At 71.6% G+C, this 17,841-nt stretch carries 17 protein-coding genes; 5 read left to right on the plus strand and 12 right to left on the minus strand.

All coding sequences use genetic code 11. The features are described 5' to 3' along the window. The first annotated feature begins 1 nt into the window (after position 1). A complete protein-coding gene (locus tag ACWEJX_RS11575; protein WP_451607281.1) occupies positions 2-766 on the plus strand; it encodes a thioesterase II family protein in 765 nt (254 codons plus the stop codon). Positions 767-929: 163 nt separating this feature from the next. On the opposite strand, the gene ACWEJX_RS11580 is transcribed toward ACWEJX_RS11575, so the two are convergent. Beyond that, positions 930-1,880, minus strand: a complete 951-nt coding sequence (locus tag ACWEJX_RS11580) for a LysR family transcriptional regulator (protein WP_451607282.1) — start codon at positions 1,878-1,880, stop codon at positions 930-932. Between the two features lie 118 nt (positions 1,881-1,998). On the opposite strand from ACWEJX_RS11580, the gene ACWEJX_RS11585 reads away from it, so the two are divergent. From ACWEJX_RS11585 to pheA (ACWEJX_RS11595), 3 genes are all read left to right on the plus strand, one after another. Next, on the plus strand, positions 1,999-3,441 hold the full coding sequence (locus tag ACWEJX_RS11585; RefSeq protein WP_451607283.1) for an MFS transporter: 1,443 nt from the start codon (positions 1,999-2,001) through the stop codon (positions 3,439-3,441). 114 nt (positions 3,442-3,555) lie between these two features. Beyond that, entirely contained in the window at positions 3,556-4,470 is a 915-nt protein-coding gene (locus ACWEJX_RS11590; RefSeq protein ID WP_451607284.1) for an AfsR/SARP family transcriptional regulator, read from the plus strand. Further along, complete coding sequence (pheA, locus tag ACWEJX_RS11595) at positions 4,460-5,428, plus strand: prephenate dehydratase (RefSeq protein ID WP_451607285.1); 969 nt, start codon at positions 4,460-4,462, stop codon at positions 5,426-5,428. The genes ACWEJX_RS11590 and pheA (ACWEJX_RS11595) overlap by 11 nt, the downstream gene beginning before the upstream one ends. 130 nt (positions 5,429-5,558) lie before the next feature. Here the strand turns inward: pheA (ACWEJX_RS11595) and ACWEJX_RS11600 are convergent, their stop codons facing one another. The 6 genes from ACWEJX_RS11600 to ACWEJX_RS11625 all read right to left on the minus strand — a co-directional run bounded on the left by ACWEJX_RS11600 (position 5,559) and on the right by ACWEJX_RS11625 (position 11,562). Then, positions 5,559-7,190, minus strand: a complete 1,632-nt coding sequence (locus tag ACWEJX_RS11600; RefSeq protein ID WP_451607286.1) for a M4 family metallopeptidase — start codon at positions 7,188-7,190, stop codon at positions 5,559-5,561. A gap of 429 nt (positions 7,191-7,619) precedes the next feature. Then, positions 7,620-8,270, minus strand: coding sequence for a mycothiol-dependent nitroreductase Rv2466c family protein (locus ACWEJX_RS11605; RefSeq protein ID WP_451607287.1), 651 nt, complete (start codon positions 8,268-8,270; stop codon positions 7,620-7,622). A gap of 88 nt (positions 8,271-8,358) precedes the next feature. Further along, positions 8,359-8,709 carry a DoxX family protein gene (locus ACWEJX_RS11610; RefSeq protein ID WP_451607288.1) on the minus strand — a complete coding sequence of 117 codons (351 nt, stop codon included), beginning with the start codon at positions 8,707-8,709 and terminating at the stop codon, positions 8,359-8,361. Positions 8,710-8,781: 72 nt separating this feature from the next. After that, on the minus strand, positions 8,782-9,825 hold the full coding sequence (locus ACWEJX_RS11615) for a methyltransferase (RefSeq protein ID WP_451607289.1): 1,044 nt from the start codon (positions 9,823-9,825) through the stop codon (positions 8,782-8,784). A 220-nt stretch (positions 9,826-10,045) separates the two neighbouring features. Next, complete coding sequence (locus tag ACWEJX_RS11620) at positions 10,046-10,975, minus strand: NADP-dependent oxidoreductase (protein WP_451607290.1); 930 nt, start codon at positions 10,973-10,975, stop codon at positions 10,046-10,048. A gap of 119 nt (positions 10,976-11,094) precedes the next feature. Continuing rightward, positions 11,095-11,562: a luciferase domain-containing protein gene (locus ACWEJX_RS11625; protein WP_403792098.1), complete on the minus strand. Its 468-nt coding sequence runs from the start codon at positions 11,560-11,562 to the stop codon at positions 11,095-11,097. A gap of 137 nt (positions 11,563-11,699) precedes the next feature. On the opposite strand from ACWEJX_RS11625, the gene ACWEJX_RS11630 reads away from it, so the two are divergent. Continuing rightward, positions 11,700-12,065, plus strand: a complete 366-nt coding sequence (locus tag ACWEJX_RS11630; RefSeq protein ID WP_451607291.1) for a winged helix-turn-helix transcriptional regulator — start codon at positions 11,700-11,702, stop codon at positions 12,063-12,065. 75 nt (positions 12,066-12,140) lie between these two features. On the opposite strand, the gene ACWEJX_RS11635 is transcribed toward ACWEJX_RS11630, so the two are convergent. From ACWEJX_RS11635 to pheA (ACWEJX_RS11655), 5 genes are all read right to left on the minus strand, one after another. Then, positions 12,141-13,604 (minus strand): multicopper oxidase family protein, encoded by a 1,464-nt coding sequence (locus ACWEJX_RS11635; RefSeq protein ID WP_451607292.1) that lies wholly within the window; start codon positions 13,602-13,604, stop codon positions 12,141-12,143. Between the two features lie 250 nt (positions 13,605-13,854). After that, on the minus strand, positions 13,855-14,226 hold the full coding sequence (locus tag ACWEJX_RS11640) for a chorismate mutase (protein ID WP_451607293.1): 372 nt from the start codon (positions 14,224-14,226) through the stop codon (positions 13,855-13,857). Then, a complete protein-coding gene (locus ACWEJX_RS11645) occupies positions 14,223-15,596 on the minus strand; it encodes a class II 3-deoxy-7-phosphoheptulonate synthase (RefSeq protein ID WP_451607294.1) in 1,374 nt (457 codons plus the stop codon). Before ACWEJX_RS11645 ends, ACWEJX_RS11640 begins: the two co-directional genes overlap by 4 nt. 149 nt (positions 15,597-15,745) lie before the next feature. After that, positions 15,746-16,420: an FMN-dependent NADH-azoreductase gene (locus ACWEJX_RS11650; RefSeq protein ID WP_451607295.1), complete on the minus strand. Its 675-nt coding sequence runs from the start codon at positions 16,418-16,420 to the stop codon at positions 15,746-15,748. 437 nt (positions 16,421-16,857) lie between these two features. After that, the gene (gene pheA / locus ACWEJX_RS11655; RefSeq protein ID WP_451607296.1) at positions 16,858-17,841 is read right to left on the minus strand and encodes a prephenate dehydratase; all 984 of its coding nucleotides are present in this window, start codon (positions 17,839-17,841) and stop codon (positions 16,858-16,860) included.

The raw sequence follows: 17,841 nt of genomic DNA on the forward strand, positions 1-17,841 counted from the left end.
CATGCAGGAGACACCAGGACCGTCCTGGATCAAGCGGTTCCACCCGGCGCCCGACGCGGCCGCCCGACTGGTGTGCTTCCCGTACGCCGGGGGCTCGGCCGGCTACTACCACGCCATGTCCGCCCGGGTGTTCCCGACGGCCGAACTCCTCGCGGTCCAGTACCCGGGCCGTCAGGACCGGTACGCGGAGAAGCCCGTGGCGGACATCGGGGAGCTGGCCGACGAGATCGCGGAGGCGCTGCTGCCCTGGGGCGGGGAGAAGCCGCTGGCGCTGTTCGGGCACAGCATGGGCGCGACCGTCGCCTTCGAGGTGGCGAGGCGCCTCGAACGCCGGGGCGTCACCCCGTCGGCGCTCTTCGTCTCCGCGCGGCGCGGTCCGTCCGCGCACCGGGACGAGCGGTTCCACCTGGCCACGGACGCGGGTCTGGAACAGGAGATACGGGCTCTCGGCGGCACGGGCGCCGACGTCCTGGACGACGAGGAGATCCTGCGGATGGTCCTGCCGGTGGTCCGCGGCGACTACCGGGCCGCCGAGACCTACCGTTACGCGCCGGGGACCGACGTGACCTGCCCGGTGGTCGCCTTCGCGGGTGAGGGCGACCCGAAGGCCACGCTCGCGGAGACCGGCGTCTGGGAGCGGCACACGACCGGCTCCTTCGACCTGAAGGTCTTCCCCGGCGGGCACTTCTATCTGAACGAGCACCTGCCGGCGGTCGTCGCCGCCGTGCTGCGGCAGCTCACCCCGGCCGGCGCCCTGCGGGGCTGACGGCGAGCCGCCGGCGCGGACCCGTTCCGGATCCGCGCCGGCGGCGGCTTCGCGTTCCCGGAAAACCGGACTCGTTCGTCCTTTTCCGCAAATACCTCGGCCCCTTGTTCACCATCCTGGCGAATTCCAGGAGACAAACGGTGGAACACGAGGTCGTCTTTCGCTAAATGCGCGCGGCAATCGTCTTCTCGGCGAGCCCGAGGAACCGGTCGAGGGCGGGTATGCCCTCCCGGCGGCGGCGCCAGGTCATGGTGGCCGGGACCCGGAAGTCCGCGTCCTGGAGCGGGAACGCCAGCAGCTCCCCGCGCTCGACCTCGCAGCGGACCGCCATCTCGGGCAGCAGCGCGAGCCCCATCCCCGCGGCCACACAGGCGCGCAGCGGAGCGATGCCGGAGACCTCCGCCTCCAGCTTCAGGCTGTCCGGGCCCAGCTCCGCGATGGCCTTGTCGAGCATCTCGCGGAAGCCGCAGCCCCGCTGGGTGGCCAGAAAGCGCTCTCCGCGCAGATCGGCCGCGTAGACGCGCTCCTGCTTGCTGAGCCGGTGGCCCACCGGTGCGGTGACGAGGAGCCTCTCCTCGAACAGCGCCTTGCTCGCGTACTCGTCGTCCTTGGGCGGCGCCTCGAAGGTGAAGCAGACGTCGAGGTCGCCCCGGCGCACCGAGTCGTACAGTTCTCGCCGGTTCCCCACGCCCACGGTGACGTTCACCTTGTCGTACAGCGCGCGGTACTCGGCGAGGATCGGCGGGATCGTGTGGGTGCAGAAGGTCTCCAGGCCGCCGATGGCCAGGTCTCCGGTGGGTTCCTGTGTGTCGAGGGTGCCCACCGTGGCGGCCTCGTCGACCAGCAGCAGCACCTGGTCCGCGTACTCGCGGAGCCGGACGCCGGCGCTGGTCAGGCGCAGTTTGCGGTTCGACCGCTCGAAGAGCTGGGTGCCCAACTCCGTTTCCAGCGCCTTGATCTGCTCCGTGACGCTGGACTGTGCGTAGTGAAGTTCCGCCGCCGCTTTCGTGAAACTCAAGCTTTGCGCGACGGCCCGGAATGATCTCAAATGGCGAATCTCCATGCGGCCGTGCTCCCCCCGTTCCGATGCATCGGCCTGCCCGATACCACGCATCGTAACTGCCCGCTTCCCTCAACGGCAGGAATAGGCCAGGCTCAGTAATCGAAGTCGTCCCGTATGGACGGCTTTTCTCTTGATTGATGATCAGATGCGCGATTCGCGGGAGTTACACATGGCAACGGCCACCCGGCCGAGCACACCGGCAGGTGCGCCCGGCTCGTCAGACGCCGGCGGCAGCCCGGCCCGGTCCCACCGAGGGCTCCTGGTGGGCCTCGCCCTCGGCTACTTCATGGTCCTCATGGACACCACCATCGTCACCGTCGCGCTCCCGGGGATCGGGACGAGCCTCAAGGCGGGTCTCAGCTCCCTCCAGTGGGTGTCCAACGGCTACACCCTCACCTTCGCCGCGTTCCTGCTCACCGCGGGCACCCTCTCCGACCGCTTCGGCGGCCGGCGCGTGTTCCTCGTCGGCCTCTGGACCTTCGGGCTGATCTCCGGCGTCTCGGCGCTGGCCAACTCGGTGGAACTGCTGGTGGTGCTGCGCGCCCTGCTCGGTGTCTCCGGCGCCCTGCTCCTGCCCACCTCGCTGGCCATCGTGGCGAACACGTTCGCCGACCCGGCGGCCCGGGCGAAGGCGCTCGGCAGCTGGGCGGCGATCACCGGTGTCGCCCTGGCGGCGGGTCCCCTCGTCGGCGGCGTGCTGACCGACGCCATCGGCTGGCGGGCCATCTTCCTGGTCAACATCCCGATCGCGCTGGTGAGCATCGCGATCACCGCCAAGAGCGCGAAGGAGACCAACCGCAGCACCGCCCGCGGCCTGGACCTGCCCGGTCAGCTGACCGCCATCGTGGCACTCGCGGCGCTGACCTTCGGCCTGATCCAGGGTGGTTCGGCCGGCTGGACGGCGCCCGAGGTGCTCGGCTCGTTCGTCGTGTTCGTGGTCGCGGCGGCGCTCTTCATCATGGTGGAGCGGCGCGAGGCCACCGAGCGGCACACGCCGATGCTGCCGCTGAAGCTGTTCAGCAGCAGCACCTTCTCGGCGGCGCTGTTCGCCGGTCTGCTGATCAACTTCGCCCTGTCCGGCGTGCTGTTCACGCTCTCCCTGCTCTTCCAGCAGGGCCGCGGCTACTCCGCCTTCCTCGCCGGCCTGGCCTTCCTGCCGCTGACGCTGCCCACCGCGTTCAACCCGATCTTCACGGGCCGGCTGGTCGCCCGGATCGGCCCGCGCAAGCCGGCCACGGCCGGCTTCGTCCTGATGGGCGTCGGCACCCTGGTCCAGGCGTTCACCACCTCCGGCTCGGCCGTGTCGGTGGCCGTGAGCTCGCTCGGGCTGCTCATGCTGGGCTTCGGCATCTCGTACGCGATGCCGTCGCTCGTGGTGTCCGTGATGGGTTCGGTGCCGCGTGAGCTGTCCGGCATCGCCTCCGGCGCCCTCAACTCGGCCCGTCAGACGGGCGCCGTGGTGGGTGTCGCCATCCTCGGTTCGATCCTGAACGGCGCGTCGTCGGTGCAGTCCGGCACCAAGGTCAGCGTGATCGCCTCGGGCGTGCTGCTGCTGATCGGAGCGGTCGTAGTCTTCGGGTTCGTGGGCCGGCAGAAGAAGGCGGCTGCCTAGGCAGCTGCCGGAAGAAGCACCCGCACGGGGCACCGGGAAGGCAGGGCGGCAAGGGGGCCGCTCCGGCTCATGCCGCCCGGTGCTCCGTGCGGTTCACACACGGGGGAAATTTCGATGGAAATCGGATTGCTTGGTCCGTTCGTCGTCTCGTTCCAGGGCAAGGAGGTGCAACCGACCGCCGCCAAACAACGCACGCTCCTGGCGCTGCTCGTGCTGTACGCGGGGCAGCTCGTCCTCACCGAGTCGATCGTCGAGGAGCTGTGGGGAGAGGATCCCTGCACCAGCGCGGCCGCCACGGTCCGCACGTACATTTTCCAGATCCGCAAGCTCTTCGCGCACCTGCTCGACGACTCGCGGCGTGATCCGCAGGAGGTCCTGCAGGCCGTCCCGGGCGGATACCTGCTGAAGATGCCCGACGCCGCCTCGGACGCCGACCGGTTCGAGAAGTCGGTCGCCGCCGGCCGGGAGGCCATGGCCTCGGGCGACTACGCCATGGCGGGCACCCGGTTCGAGAGCGCGCTCGGCCTGTGGCGCGGATCGGCGCTGATGGACGTCCGGATGGGCACCCGTCTCCAGGCCGCGGCGCAGCGCCTGGAGGACTCCCGGCTGGTCGTCCTGGAGCACCGGCTCGACGCGGACATGCAGCTGGGCCGCCACCGGGAACTCCTCGGCGAACTCTCCGGCCTGTGCGTGGAGCATCCGGTCCACGAGGGGCTGCACGCCACGTACATGCTGGCTCTCTACCGCTCCGACCGGCGGTGCGAAGCGCTCGCGGTCTACCAGCGGCTGCGTACGGCGATGATCGAGAACCTCGGCCTCGAACCGTCGGCCCGGATCCGCAACCTGCAGCAGGACATCCTCCGCTCCGGCGACAGGAACGAGCCCGCGCCCGAACTGACGGCGCTGCTGCGGTCGCAGTCCAGGACGATCGACGAACTCACCCTGCGCATCGCGGAGATAGAGAGCCGCCTGGGGCTTGGCGGCGCAGGGAACGCGTCGCGGGAGAGCGGGCACAGCCATGCGCGGTGAACCGAGGTACGCCTATCTGGGACCGGAGGGAACCTTCACCGAGGCGGCCCTTCGTCTGCTGCCCGAGGCGTCCGGAGCGGTGTGCGAGCCCCTTCCGACCGTGCGGTCGGCCCTGGACGCGGTGCGGTCGGGTGACTGCTTCGCGGCCGTGGTGCCCCTGGAGAACTCGGTCCGCGGTGTGGTGCCGGCGACGCTGGAGGAGCTGATCTCCGACGGCGCCCGGCTCCAGTTCGACGCCGAGATCGAACTGCCGGTGACCTTCGCGCTGATGGCGCGGCCGGGCACGCGGATCCAGGACGTCCGGCGGGTCCTCAGCCACCCGCACGCCCACGGCCAGTGCCACCGCTGGCTCGCCGAGCGGATGCCCGGCGCGGAGGTCTGCCTCTCGACGTCCACCGCCGCGGCGGCCCGCGAGATCGCGGAGTCCCCGCTGCCGCACACCCGTTACGACGCGGCGATCGCGGCGCCCATCGCCGCCGCCCGCTACGGCCTGTCCGTCCTCGCCTCCGGCATCGGCGAACGCCGGGACGCCGTCACCCGCTTCGTCTCCGTACGCGCCACCGGCCCGTCCCCGGCCCGCACCGGCCGCGACCGCACGTCCCTCGTGGTGACCGCCGACGGCGCCCGCGCGGGAGCCCTGGTGGACATCCTGGCCGAGTTCTCCACCCGCGGCGTCGGCCTCACCTGGATCCAGTCCTGGCCGACCGGCACCGCCCTCGGCAGCTACCACTTCTTCCTCGACGTCGACGGCCACATCGAGGACGCCGCCGTGGGCGACGCGATGATCGCCCTGCGACGCCGGGCCGTGGACATCTGCTTCCTGGGCAGCTACCCCCACGTGGGCGGTGAGCGAGCGCGGCCGCGCGACAGCGGTGCGGGCGGCGACGGCGAGGCGAGCCCCGAGGCCTGGCTGAGCGCGTTGCGGACGGGAGAGGTGCTGGCGGCCGGAGTGGGGTGACGCTCAGGCGGCACCGAGAGAACGGCAAGGACCGAGAGAACGGGAAGGACCGAGGGAACGGCAAGGGCCGCGCGGCATGGTGATCGCCGCGCGGCCCTCGGGTTCTACGGGTACAGACAGGTGGAGGTGCTTAGTTGACGTTGATCGCCGACCAGGCAGCGGCCACCGCGTTGTACTGGGTGCTGCCCGCGCCGTACAGGTCCTTCGCCGCCGAGAGGGTGGCGGTGCGGGCGCCGGAGTAGCCCGTGGTGGAGGTCATGTAGGTGGTGAGGGCCTTGTACCAGATCTTGTACGCGGCCTGGCGGCCGATGCCGGTCACCGTGGAGCCGTTGTACGTGGGCGAGTTGTAGGAGACGCCGTTGATGGTCTTGGCGCCGCTGCCCTCCGAGAGGAGGTAGAAGAAGTGGTTGGCCGGGCCCGAGGAGTAGTGCACGTTCAGGCGGCCGACGGACTTCGACCAGTAGTCGGCGGACTTGCCGTCCTTGCTGGGCTGGTCCATGTAGCGCAGCGGGGAGCCGTCGCCGTTGATGTCGATCTTCTCACCGATGAGGTAGTCACCCTGGTCGGTGGAGTTGTTGGCGTACCACTCGACCGAGGTGCCGAGGATGTCGGAGGTGGCCTCGTTCAGGCCGCCGGACTCGCCGCTGTAGCGGAGGTTGGCGGTGGACGCGGTCAGACCGTGGGACATCTCGTGGCCGGCCACGTCGAGCGACGTGAGCGGGTGGGTGTTGTTGATCCCGTCGCCGTAGGTCATGCAGAAGCAGGAGTCGTCCCAGAACGCGTTGACGTACGCGCTGCCGTAGTGGACGCGGGAGTAGGCGGCGACGCCGTCACCGCGGATGCCCGAGCGGCCGAGCTCGTTCTTGTAGAAGTCCCAGGTGACGGCCGCACCGTAGTGGGCGTCGGCGGCCGCGGTCTCGCGGTTGGAGGAGAGGCCGTTGCCCCACGTGTCCGTGGAGTTGGTGAAGAGCGTGCCCTGGCCGGTGGTGCCGCCGTTCAGGTCGTACGTCTTGTGGCCGCCGCGGCCGGCGTCGGTCAGGGTGAAGCCGGAGCCGCCGGTGGAGGTGCCGAGGGTGACCTGGCCGCTGTACTCGGTGTTGCCGATGCCGGTCTCGATGGCCTCGTAGGACTCGAGCTCCTTGCCCGTGTTGGCGTCGGTGATGACGTGACGCTTGCTCGGGGTGCCGTCGGCCTGCGTGCCGGTGACGATGGTCTCCCAGGCGAGGACGGGCTTGCCCGTGACGGCCCAGATGACCTTGCGGGCGGAGGAGGCGGTGGCGGCCTTGTTGCCGGCGGCGCCGGACTCGGCGACGGCGTTCTTGCCGACGGCGGCGGCGGCGAGGGCCGGGGTGGTGGAGGCCACGGCTATCTTCGCGCCGGTCGCCTTGGTGGTGGAGCGGGAGCCGTCCTTCTTCTGGTGCACGACGAGGTCGCCGCCGAGGACCGGCAGGCCCTCGTAGGTGCGCTCGTAGCGGGTGTGGACGGTGCCGTCGGCGTCCTTGACGACGTCACGGACGACCAGCTTCTCCTGGCCGGACAGGCCGAGGGCCTTGGCCGTGTCGGCCGCCGTGGCCTGGGCGTCCTGGATGGCGGCGGCGCGCTGGCTGCCGGAGAGGGTCAGCGCGGTCGCACCGGCCTCACGCTGGGCGGCGGTGTCGGCGGCGGTGGCCGATCCGGCCTGGACGCCGACGACGACCATGGCGGCGGAAGCGATCAGGGCGGCGGCGGTGGTACGACGGTGCGAGGACTGCAGGCGGGTCACGCGGGCTCCTTCGCTGTGAAGCGTGGGGGTTGCTGTGGGGGGTGGTGCGGAGGTGAGCGTGCCACTAACCAGCCCTGATTGACAGGTATGCAACAAGGATTTGACCTGCAGTTGTCCGAAGGGCGGCCAACTCCGTCCGCTATACGGGGAGGTGACCGCCTCAAGGGTCGTGCAGGGGTGCAATAGGGGTCGTGCAGGGTCGCGGAGAGGGTTTGTGAAAGGACGTTTCGGAACTCCGGCCGGCTCCTTCACGACCCCTCTCGACCCCCTCCGCGCCCCCTTCCGAGGCTCCCTCCGCGCCCCCTTCCGAGGCTCCCTCCGCGACCCCTTCCGAGGCTCCCTCCGCGACCCCCTCCGCGGCTCCCTCTGCGGCTCCCTCCGCGACCCTCTCCGCGGCCCCCTCGCCGCCCTCCCGGCGCCCTCCCGGCGTCAGTCGAAGACCGGGCCCGAGATCCGCGCCCGCTTCAGCTCGGCGAAGCCCGCCACCGACGCCGCGAGCAGCGTCGCCCGCCACAGCCGCGCCGCCTCCTCGCCCCGCGGCACCCGGGTGAGGACCGGACCGTTGAAGCCCAGCGGCTGCCCGTCCGGACCCGGCGCCGCGAGGACCGGGCTGCCGGCCTCCTCGCCGACGGCCGCCTGGCTCGCCTCGTGCGAGGCGCGCACCGCGCCGTCGTACGTGTCGTTCCTCGCGTACGGCATGAGCTCGCCGGCCGGCAGGCCCGCCGCCGTCAGCGCCTCCTCGATCACGTCGAGCTCGGGCGCCCGGCCGCCCGGGTGGTAGCGGGTGCCGAGCTCGGTGTAGAGCCGGCCGGCCGCCTCGTTGCCGTACTTGTCCTTGACCGCGGCCAGGGCCCGCACCGGGTACCAGCCCTTGGGGCCGAGCAGTTCCCGGTACTGCTCCGGGATCTGGTCCAGCCGGTCCTCGTTGAGGACGGCCAGGCTCATCACGTGCCAGCGGATCTCGGCGAGGCCCTGGCGCTCGGCCTCCACCAGCCAGCGGGAGGTCACCCAGGTCCACGGGCACAGCGGGTCGAACCAGAAGTCGACGGCGACGCGCGTCTGCTCTTCGGTGGTGCTCATTTCCGTTCCTCTCCTCCGTACGTACGACGACGGGGTCCACGTCCGCCGCGTGCCGCCGCGGCCGACGTGAACCCCTCACAACACTGCGTCAGTTCGTCGCCAGGCCCAGGACCACCGGCGCGGCGGCGAGCAGCGCCAGGACCACCGGGACCGGGGCGCCCTTGCCGTCCTTGGCGCGGATGTGCGTGATGAACGCGCCGAGGAAGTACAGGACCACGCCGACGCCGGCGGCGATGCCCAGCGGGCGGAACCAGATGCCGGCGATCAGGCCGATCGCGCCCAGGATCTCCAGGGTCGCGAGGCGGGGCAGCCAGGCGTCCGGGACGTTGACCTTCTGCATGCCGGCCACGATCTTCTCGTCGCGGACCAGCTTGCCGCGCGCCGAACCGACGAGGACCAGCGAGACCAGGATCGCCAGGACGACATATGCGATGAACACGGTTGCTCCTTGAGCGGGTGAGGGGGACGGGGATGGGGATGGGACGGGGACTGTCCAGGAGAGAGAAGGAGGTCAGGGGCGCGGGATCGCCTCGACCACGCTGCTCGGCGAGCGCGTCGGCAGGATCCGCGTGAGGGTGAAGCCGGCGGCGTCGAGCAGGGCGCGGAACTCCTCCGCGGTGCGCTCCTGTCCGCCGCTCAGCACCATCATGTTGAGGTCGATGATCTTGCTCGGCGAGAAGCCGCCGCCCTCCGGCACGACCGTGTCGACGACGAGCAGCCGCCCGTCGGCGGGCATCGCGCGCCGCACGGACTTGAGGATCTCGATGCTCGACTCGTCGTTCCAGTCGTGCAGGACCCACTTCATCGTGTAGAGGTCGGCGCCCTCCGGCACCTTCTCGAAGAAGCTGCCGCCGATCAGCTCGCAGCGGTCCGCGAGGCCCGCCTCGGCCACCCGGGCGCGGCCGTTGGCGACCACGTGCGGCAGGTCGAGGACGATGCCGTGGGCCTTCGGCTGGGCGCGGAGGATGGCGGACAGGAAGCCGCCCTCGCCGCCGCCGACGTCGACGATCGTGCCGTACGGGGTGAAGTCGAAGGCCTCCACGACCGCGTCGGCGACCATCGCCGTCAGGCCCGTCATGGCCTTGCCCAGGTGGTCGGCCAGCTCCGGCGTGCGCTCGAAGTACTCCCAGATCGGGTGGCCGTTCGCGGCCTCGAAGACCGGGGCGCCGGTACGGACGGACTCCGCGAGCAGGGCCCAGGTGCCGTGGTGGGCGGCGCCGAGCTCCAGCTGCACCAGGGAGGCGAGCGAGCCGGGGACGTCGGTGCGCAGCGTGTCGCCGAGCGCGGTGGTGGCGTAGCGGCCCTCGTCGTCGACGCTCAGGACGTCGACGCCTTCGAGGGCACGCAGCAGGCGGTGCAGGGAGCGCGGGTCGGTGCCGGTCGCCGCCGCGAGCTCGGCGGCGGTCCGGGGGGCCTCGGCCACGAGGTCGGGCAGGCCGAGCGCCGTTCCGGCGTGGACGGCCCGGGACACCCAGTAGCTGGTGACGATCTCGAACATCCGCTGGAAGTCGGGCTGCCGGTCCTGCTGCTCAGGTCCGCTGGTGCGTGCGTCCATGGGGAGGTCTGCTCCGGTGCTCGTGAAGGCGGGACAAGGGACGTGGAAGGGCGCGGGGGCGGGCGTCGGGCGCGCGACCGTACGGGGTGGCAGGGGCCACCCCGTACGGTCGTGCTGCGGTGCGCGCCGTGCGCTGTGCCGGCGCCGGTTGCTGGTACCGGTTGCTGGTAGGCCGGTGCCGCAGGTCAGGCGTCAGGCGTCAGGCGTCAGGCGTCAGGCGTCAGGCGACCGTGACGCCGATCTTGCCGACCGTGCCGGCGCCGAAGGCGGCGAAGCCCTGGCCGACCGCCTCCAGGGCGACGCTCTGGGCGATCGGCACCGTCAGGGCGCCGGAGACGACGGCGTCGGCGAGGCGCTGCAGGGTGGCCGGGTCGGGGTTGGCCATCACGGAGGTGACGGTGATGTCGAGCTCGGCGGCCGCCTCCGGGCCGAAGCCCAGGGTGGAGGCCAGCCGGCCGCCGCCGGCGACGAGCGCGGCGACCGCGACCGGGTCGCCGGCCAGGTGGGCCGCGGCGTGCACGCCGTTCGGGGCGATGGCCTTGACCTGGGCGGCCAGGTCGCCGGTGTGGTCGACGACGTGGGCGGCGCCGAGGCCCTTGACGAAGTCGGTCTCCTCGCCCGGCTTGGCGGTGGCGATGACGGTGGCGCCGGCCTTGGCGGCGAGCTGCACCGCGTACGCGCCGACACCGCCGGTCGCGCCGACGATCAGCACGGTCTCGCCCGGCTGCGGGGCGAGGGCGTCGACGACGCCGACGGCGGCCGAGCCGGCCAGGCCGAGCGCGCCGGCGTGGGCGGCGTCCAGGCCCTCGGGGGCGGCGGCGATGCCGTAACCCTCGCCCACCACCACGTAGTCGGCGAGCGCGCCGTCCTGGACGACGGGCTTCATCACGACGCCGAAGACGCGGTCGCCGGCGGCGCGCTGGACGCCCTCGCCGACGGCCTCGACGGTGCCGGCGAAGTCCTTGCCGAGGGTCACCGGGAACTTGTGCTCAAGGACGTCCTTCAGGAAGCCGTAGATGACGGCGCCGTCGAAGCCGTTGAGGGAGGAGTGGCTGACCTTGACGAGGATCTCGCCCGGCCCGGGGGCCGGCTTGGGCACCTCGGTGACGGTCGGGGCCGCGCCGAATTCGTCGATGGTCACTGCGCGCATGGGTGTTTCCTCTTTCCGATGAAACGGCGGAACGGTGAATGCGGGTGAAGCGGAAGATGAAGCGGGAGTGCGGCGGGAGGTGCGGCCGGAGGTGAACCGCTGCCCGGGTACGCCGACGGTCAGGCCACGGCCTGCTCGTACGAGGCACGCAGCACCGTCGCCGCGACCTCCAGCTCGTCCTCGTCACGCGGCGCGTAGAGCATCACGATGCTGTTCGGGAACTCCGCGCGCCGGGTGATGGGGTGGGGCTCGGTCCAGCCGAGCTCGGTGAGCGTGGCCAGCGCGTCCAGCGGCACGCACAGGTGCATGAACCCGGAGCGGTGGATGTGGCCGAACTCGTCCACCGACGGGTGCAGGAACATCTCGAACGGCCGGTTCTGCCGGTTGAGGCGGAGGGCGAGCGAGCCGGGCTCGGAGACCAGGCTGGGGCTGGTGAAGACGCCCGGCAGTTCCTGGGCACGGGCGATGAGCGCGTCGCGGATCTCCCGCGGCGAGAAGTCCTCGAGCTGGTCGTGCGGAATCTCCCGGCCGGTCGTCGCGGGACGGGTCCCCTTGCGCGGGGGCAGAACGCTCAGATCGACGGCCATGGGAATTCCTCCGGGTGCGGTGCCAGGTGCGACGAAGCCGCGCACTTTCCGTGCGCTGGTTACTTCTTGTTTCCGACTGAATTCTGGGCGATCCTTCTGCTGTGGCAGAAGACGGCACTTCAAAAATCCCTACGCACATGAATGTTCCCGAGCAGGTCGGAGAGGGTCTCACCACCTGTCAGCTACGGGATGTGCTCGACCGGGTCGGCGACAAATGGAGCGTCCTGATCATGGCGCTGCTCGGCGACGGGCCGCGGCGCTATTCGGAGCTGCGCCGCTCGATCGACGGCATCTCGCAGCGGATGCTCACCCTGACGCTGCGCAGTCTGGAGCGGGACGGTCTGGTGATCAGGACCGTCACGCCGAGCACGCCGCCGCGGGTGGACTACGAGCTGACGCCGGTCGGCCAGACCCTCTCCCGTGAGGTGGCCTCGCTCATCAAGTGGTCCGAGGAGCACCGCGAGTACATCAGCATGTCCCGGCTCACGTTCGACTCGGACTGAGCCCGTACGGCACGACGACGGCCGGCGACCCGCTCTCGGCGGGCCGCCGGCCGTCGTCGTGTCCGGTCCGCGACGTCAGGAGACGCGCATCTGGGCCATCATGCCCATCGCCGCGTGGTCGAAGATGTGGCAGTGGTAGAGGTACGTCCCCCGGTAACCGGTGAACGTGGCCTGGATCTTGACCGTCTCCCCCGGGTTCAGGTTGACGGTGTCCTTGAGCCCGACCTCCGGCCCCGAGGTGATCGGCTGCCCGTTCCGTTCGAGGACCCGGAACTGCACCAGGTGGACGTGGAAGTTGTGCGGGATGATCTTGTTGGCGTTGGTGACGGTCCAGATCTCCGTGGTGCCGTAGGCGATCTCGGTGTCGATCCGGTTCATGTCGTAGCTGGCGTTGTTGATGTAGCCCATGTCCGTGGCCAGGCCGTTCTCGTCCATGCTCAGGGTGAACGAACGGTTGACCGTGGCCGGCGGCAGGGCCGGGAAGGTGCGCATCTGGTACGGGATGGCGCCGAAGTCCTTCGCCCCCGTGCTGCCGATCCGGAACTGGAGCACCTTGGTGATCTGGTCCGCCGGGCCGCCGGGCATGGCGTCGGCCGCGTTCCTGAGCTCCACGGTGCTGTTCAGCGGGTACTCGTAGAAGTCGATGAGGATGTCGACGCGCTCACCGGGAGAGAGCATCACGCTGCTCATGTCCTGCGGCTTCTCCAGCAGTCCGCCGTCGGTGCCGATCAGCGTGAACGTACCGCTGGACAGGCTGAGGTTGAAGTACCGCATGTTCGAGGTGTTGAAGATGCGGAAGCGGTACTGCCGGCGTTCGACGTTGAAGTACGGCCACGCCTTGCCGTTGGCCAGGATGACGTTCCGGTTCATGAAGTCGTCCATGGCGTAGACGAGCTGGCCCTGGTCGTCGAAGCGGGCGTCGCGCAGCTGGATCGGCACGTCGTACGCGCCCGTCGGCAGGATGCTGTTGCTCTTCTCGACGTCGTCGGTGAGCAGGTACGTGCCGCTCAGGCCGCGGAAGACGTTCTCCGACTCCGCGTGGTGCGCGTGGTCGTGGTACCAGAGGTTCGCGTGCGGCTGGTCGTTCGGGTACGTGTAGGTCTTGGTGCCGCCGTTCGCCGCGATGAGGTCCATCGGGCCGCCGTCGCTGTCCGCCGGCACGTGCGCGCCGTGCAGGTGGACGGAGGTGGCGACGGGCAGGTTGTTCGTCTGCTGCACCACGGCCCGCACGCCCGACTTGGCGCGGATGACCGGGCCCGGGAAGCTGCCGTTGAAGGTACGGACCCGGGTGAGGCGGCCCGGCAGGATCTCGACGTCCACCTCCTTCATGGTCATCGCGTAGTAGTCCGCGGTGCCGGTGGAGGAGTACGGGGCGAGCGTCGGCGGGACCGGCATGGCCTGGGTGAACTTGGGCACGGTGGCCGGATCGAGGTCGGCCGCCTGGGCGGTGCCGCTCGCGACCGGTATCAGCAGGCCCGCGGCGCCGGCCGTACCGGCCACCGCCGCGCCCGCCTTGAGTACGTTTCGACGAGTGATCACGAAAATCCCCCATGATGCCCCCGGTGATACGGCCGAGACCGGCGTCCGGGAGTAGTCCGTCGTGAACGAGAGTCCGGCCACGGAGAATCGGGCCGGATCATGGCCATAATTCTCCGGTGGCCCCACGACTTGATCAATGGAGGAAGATTCAGGGTTACGTGCAATTCCGCAGGTCATGCACGTGCCGTGTCAGTTTTCGGCAAGCGAATGTCAAGATTCCGCCAGGACGGACCGAAGCCCGTCGGGCACCCTAGGCCGGAATTCGTCGTTCCATTGCCATGGTCTCGGCCAACGGCTCGGCGTACGAATCGGCGAACGACGCGGCGAACGACTCGGCGATCGACTCGTGGTGCCGGATGACCTCGGCGACGACGAAGCGCAGGAACTTCTCGGCGAGATCGGGGTCGAGCCGGGCCGACTCGGCGATGGCCCGCAACCGGGCGATCTGCCGGGCCTCACGGGCCGGGTCGGCCGGCGGCAGACCGTGCTCCGCCTTCAGCTCGCCGACCCGGCGGGTGTGGGCGAAGCGCTCGGCGAGCAGGTGCACGACGGCCGCGTCGAGGTTGTCGATGCCGGCCCGCAGCCGCGCGAGTTCCGCCCGCGCCTCCGCTGCTGTGGTCATGCCTGCTCCTCGCGGTGCAGGAACTCCGCGACCAGGAAGGCCAGGTCGAGCGACTGGCTGCGGTTGAGCCGCGGGTCGCAGGCCGATTCGTACCGCTCGAAGAGGTCGGGGAAGCCGAGGTCGTGGCCGCCGCCGACGCACTCCGTCACGTCGTCGCCGGTGAGCTCGACATGGATGCCGCCGGCGTGCGTGCCGAGCGACCTGTGCACCTCGAAGAAGGCGCGGACCTCGCCGAGGATGTCGTCGAAGTGCCGGGTCTTGTGGCCGGACGGGGCCTCGACGGTGTTGCCGTGCATCGGGTCGCAGACCCAGGCCACCCGGGCGCCGGACGCGGTGACCTTCTCGACCAGGCCGGGCAGCACGTCGTGGACCCGGTCGACCCCGAGCCGTACGACGAAGGTGAGCCGGCCCGGCTCGCGGTTCGGGTCGAGCCGGTCGATCAGCCGGAGCGCGGTGTCGGCGGTGGTGCTGGGGCCGAGCTTCACGCCGATCGGGTTGTCGATGCGGGAGAAGTACTCGACGTGGGCGCCGTCGAGGTCCCGGGTGCGCTCGCCGATCCACAGCATGTGGCCGGAGGTGGCGTAGACGCGGCCGGCCTCGGGGTCGTGGCGGGTGAGCGGGGCCTCGTAGTCGAGCAGCAGGCCCTCGTGGGAGACGTAGAACTCGGAGTCGTCGAAGGCGCGCGGGCTGGCGCCGGTGGCCTGCATGAACTTCAGCGCGCGGTCGATGCCGTCGGCGATGGCCTCGTACTGCTCGCGCTGCGGGGAGGTGGCGATGAAGTCGCGGTTCCACTCGTGCACCTGGCTGAGGGCCGCGTAGCCGCCGGCGGTGAACGCGCGGACGAGGTTGAGGGTGTTGGAGGACGCCTGGTACATCCGCAGCAGCCGCTCCGGGTCGGGGACGCGGGCCTCGGCGGTGAAGGCGAGGCCGTTGACGGCGTCGCCGCGGTAGGTGGGGAGGGTGAGGCCGTCGCGGGTCTCGGTGGGCTTGGAGCGCGGCTTGGCGTACTGGCCGGCGATCCGGCCGACCTTCACCACCGGCATGGCGGCGGCGTAGGTGAGCACGGCGGACATCTGCATCAGCGTGTTCAGCTTGCTGTGCACGGTCTCGGCGGAGACCCGGTCGAAGGTCTCGGCGCAGTCGCCGCCCTGGAGCAGCAGCGCCTCGCCGCGCGCGACGGCGGCGAGCCGGTCCTTGAGCCGGTCGCACTCGCCGGAGAAGACCAGCGGGGGCGCGGCGGCGAGCTCGGCGGTGACGCGGAGGAGGGCGGCGGGGTCGGGGTACTCGGGCTGCTGGGCCGCGGGCAGCCCGTCCCATGTGTTCACCAGTTCGAATTCAAGGGTCGGGGCCTGGGATTTCAAGATCTCCATGACGGAAGCTCCCGGAGAGGTGACGAGGCGGGGTGTGACGGTCCCGCCGGGCGCCGCCCGCGGAGGGGACGCCCGGCCGGGACCGCCGGGCTGCGGCGGAGGGGAGCGCCGCAGGTCTTGTGGGGTGTGGGAAGTCGGGCCGGTACGGGTCAGGCGCGCCGGGCGTGCTCGCGCGCGCCCGCGAGCGCCGCCTTCAGCGACTCGGCCGCCATCTGCTGGAAGCCGGCGAGCCGCGGGACGTGACCGGACTTGGTCATCTCGGCGTGCAGGAAGGTCAGGTCGTCCGCGAGCGCGATCATGCTGAACGCGGCCTTGAGGTAGGGCTCCTGGAAGTCGTACGCGTGCCGGGGCGTCCCCGGGCCGTACGCGCCGCCGCGCGCGGTGACCACGACGACGCGCTTGCCGGCCAGCGGGCCGGTGCCGGTCTCGGGGTCGACGACCAGCGGCGCGACGACGACCCGGTCGAGCCAGGCCTTGAACGTCGACGGCAGCGAGAAGTTGTGCATGGGCAGGCCCAGGAGGATCGTGTCGGCCGCGAGCACCTCGTCGACCAGCTCCCAGGTGATCTCCCAGCTCTCCTTCTCCTCCACCGTCCGGGCCGCCCCGCGCGCCTCGTCGAGGTCACGGACGCCGGCCGTCTCGATCCGCTGCATGACGGCCATCTGCGCCCCGTCGATGTGCGGCACGGGCGCGACCCCGAGGTCGCGGTACACGATCGTCCCGCCCTCGTGCGCGGCCCGCCACGACGCGGCGAACTCGGCGGTGACCCGGCGGGTGGTGGAGCCGAGGCGGGCGCTGGTGTCGATGTGGAGCAGGGTGGGCATGAGGTGGTCTCTCCTGACGGTCCGGTGCGGTGGGGAAAGGACGGGGCGAGGAGCACGACGCGAAGCCCGCGCCGGAAAGGCGGCACACGACCCGCCCACCGACCCGCGCGAACGCGAACACGAACGCGAACCGGCCGAGGCCCCGGCCCTCCCGGGAGGGCGGAATGCCCGGGGCCCCGAACGGGCCGAGGGCCGGGTGGCCCGAGGCCCGGGCGGGGCGAAGAGCCGGGTGGCCCGAGGCCCCGGGCGGGCCGGCTCGGCCGAGCACGGGCTCGGCCGGGCGGTCGGGGTGCGGCCCGGCGGTCAAGCCGGTCGCCGGGCCCGGAGGCGTGGAACTCCGGGCCCGGCCGAGAGGCCGAGGACCAGGCAGCCCGGAGACCGGGCCTCCCGGCCCCGGCCGGGAGGCCGGACGGAGGGTCCCAGCGGGACGGGGCCCGTCAGGCGGCCGTCCGTGCCCCCGACAAGGCGTACTGAGCGTCCGCCGACTCCGCGGTCGCGGAGCCGGCCACGGCACCGGCTCCCGGCACCGGCCCGGCGGCCGGGCCCGTGCCCGCGCCCGCGGGCGTGCCCGCGCCCGTACCGGCGCCCGCGCCCGTCCACCGCGGGTAGCTCCCCAGGAAGCGGGCTCCCGCGCCCACCGCCGGCAGGGCCGACAGGGCGCCGCGGACCGCCGGGTTCTCGACGTGGCCGTCGAGGTCGACGAAGTAGCGGTAGCTGCCGAGGCGTTCGCCGGTGGGCCAGGAGTGGATGCGGCTCACCGGGATGCCGCGGCCGGAGAAGAGGCCGAGGACGTCGGCGAGGCGGGACGGGCCGCCGTCGGGGGTGGTGACGACGAGGGAGGTGCGGTCGCGGGCGGTGCGGGCGGGCGGCAGCCAGGCGGGGGCGACCGCGACGAAGCGGGTGACCGCTCCGCCGCGGCGGCCGAGGCCCTCGGCCAGGATCCGGAGCCCGTACCGCTCGGCCGCCGGCGGAGCGGCGATCGCCGCCGTCCCGCCGCGCGCGCCCGCCGCCGCGGCCGCCGTGGAGTCGGCGGGCACGGTACGGGCGCCCGGCAGGTGCTCGGCCAGCCACCCCGCGCACTGCGCGAGCGCGTGCGGGTGGCTGACCACCTCCCGGACGTCCGCCAGCTCCGTGCCCTCCGGCGCCATCAGGGCGAAGGTCACCGCGAGTTCCACCTCGCCGATGATGTGCAGCTCCGCCTCGGCCAGCTGGTCCATGGTGGCGGGCACGACGCCCTTCACCGAGTTCTCCAGCGGGACGACGGCGACCGCGCAGTCACCGCGCCGTACGGCGTCGAGCGCCGCCGGCACGCTGGGGTACGGCCGACGGGGCAGCTCCTCCGCGTAGCCGGGCAGCCTGCGCAGCGCCGCCTCCGTGAAGGTGCCCTCAGGGCCCAGATAGGCGTATGAGGCGAAGGTCAT

Source organism: Streptomyces sp. NPDC004788, assembly GCF_053601115.1.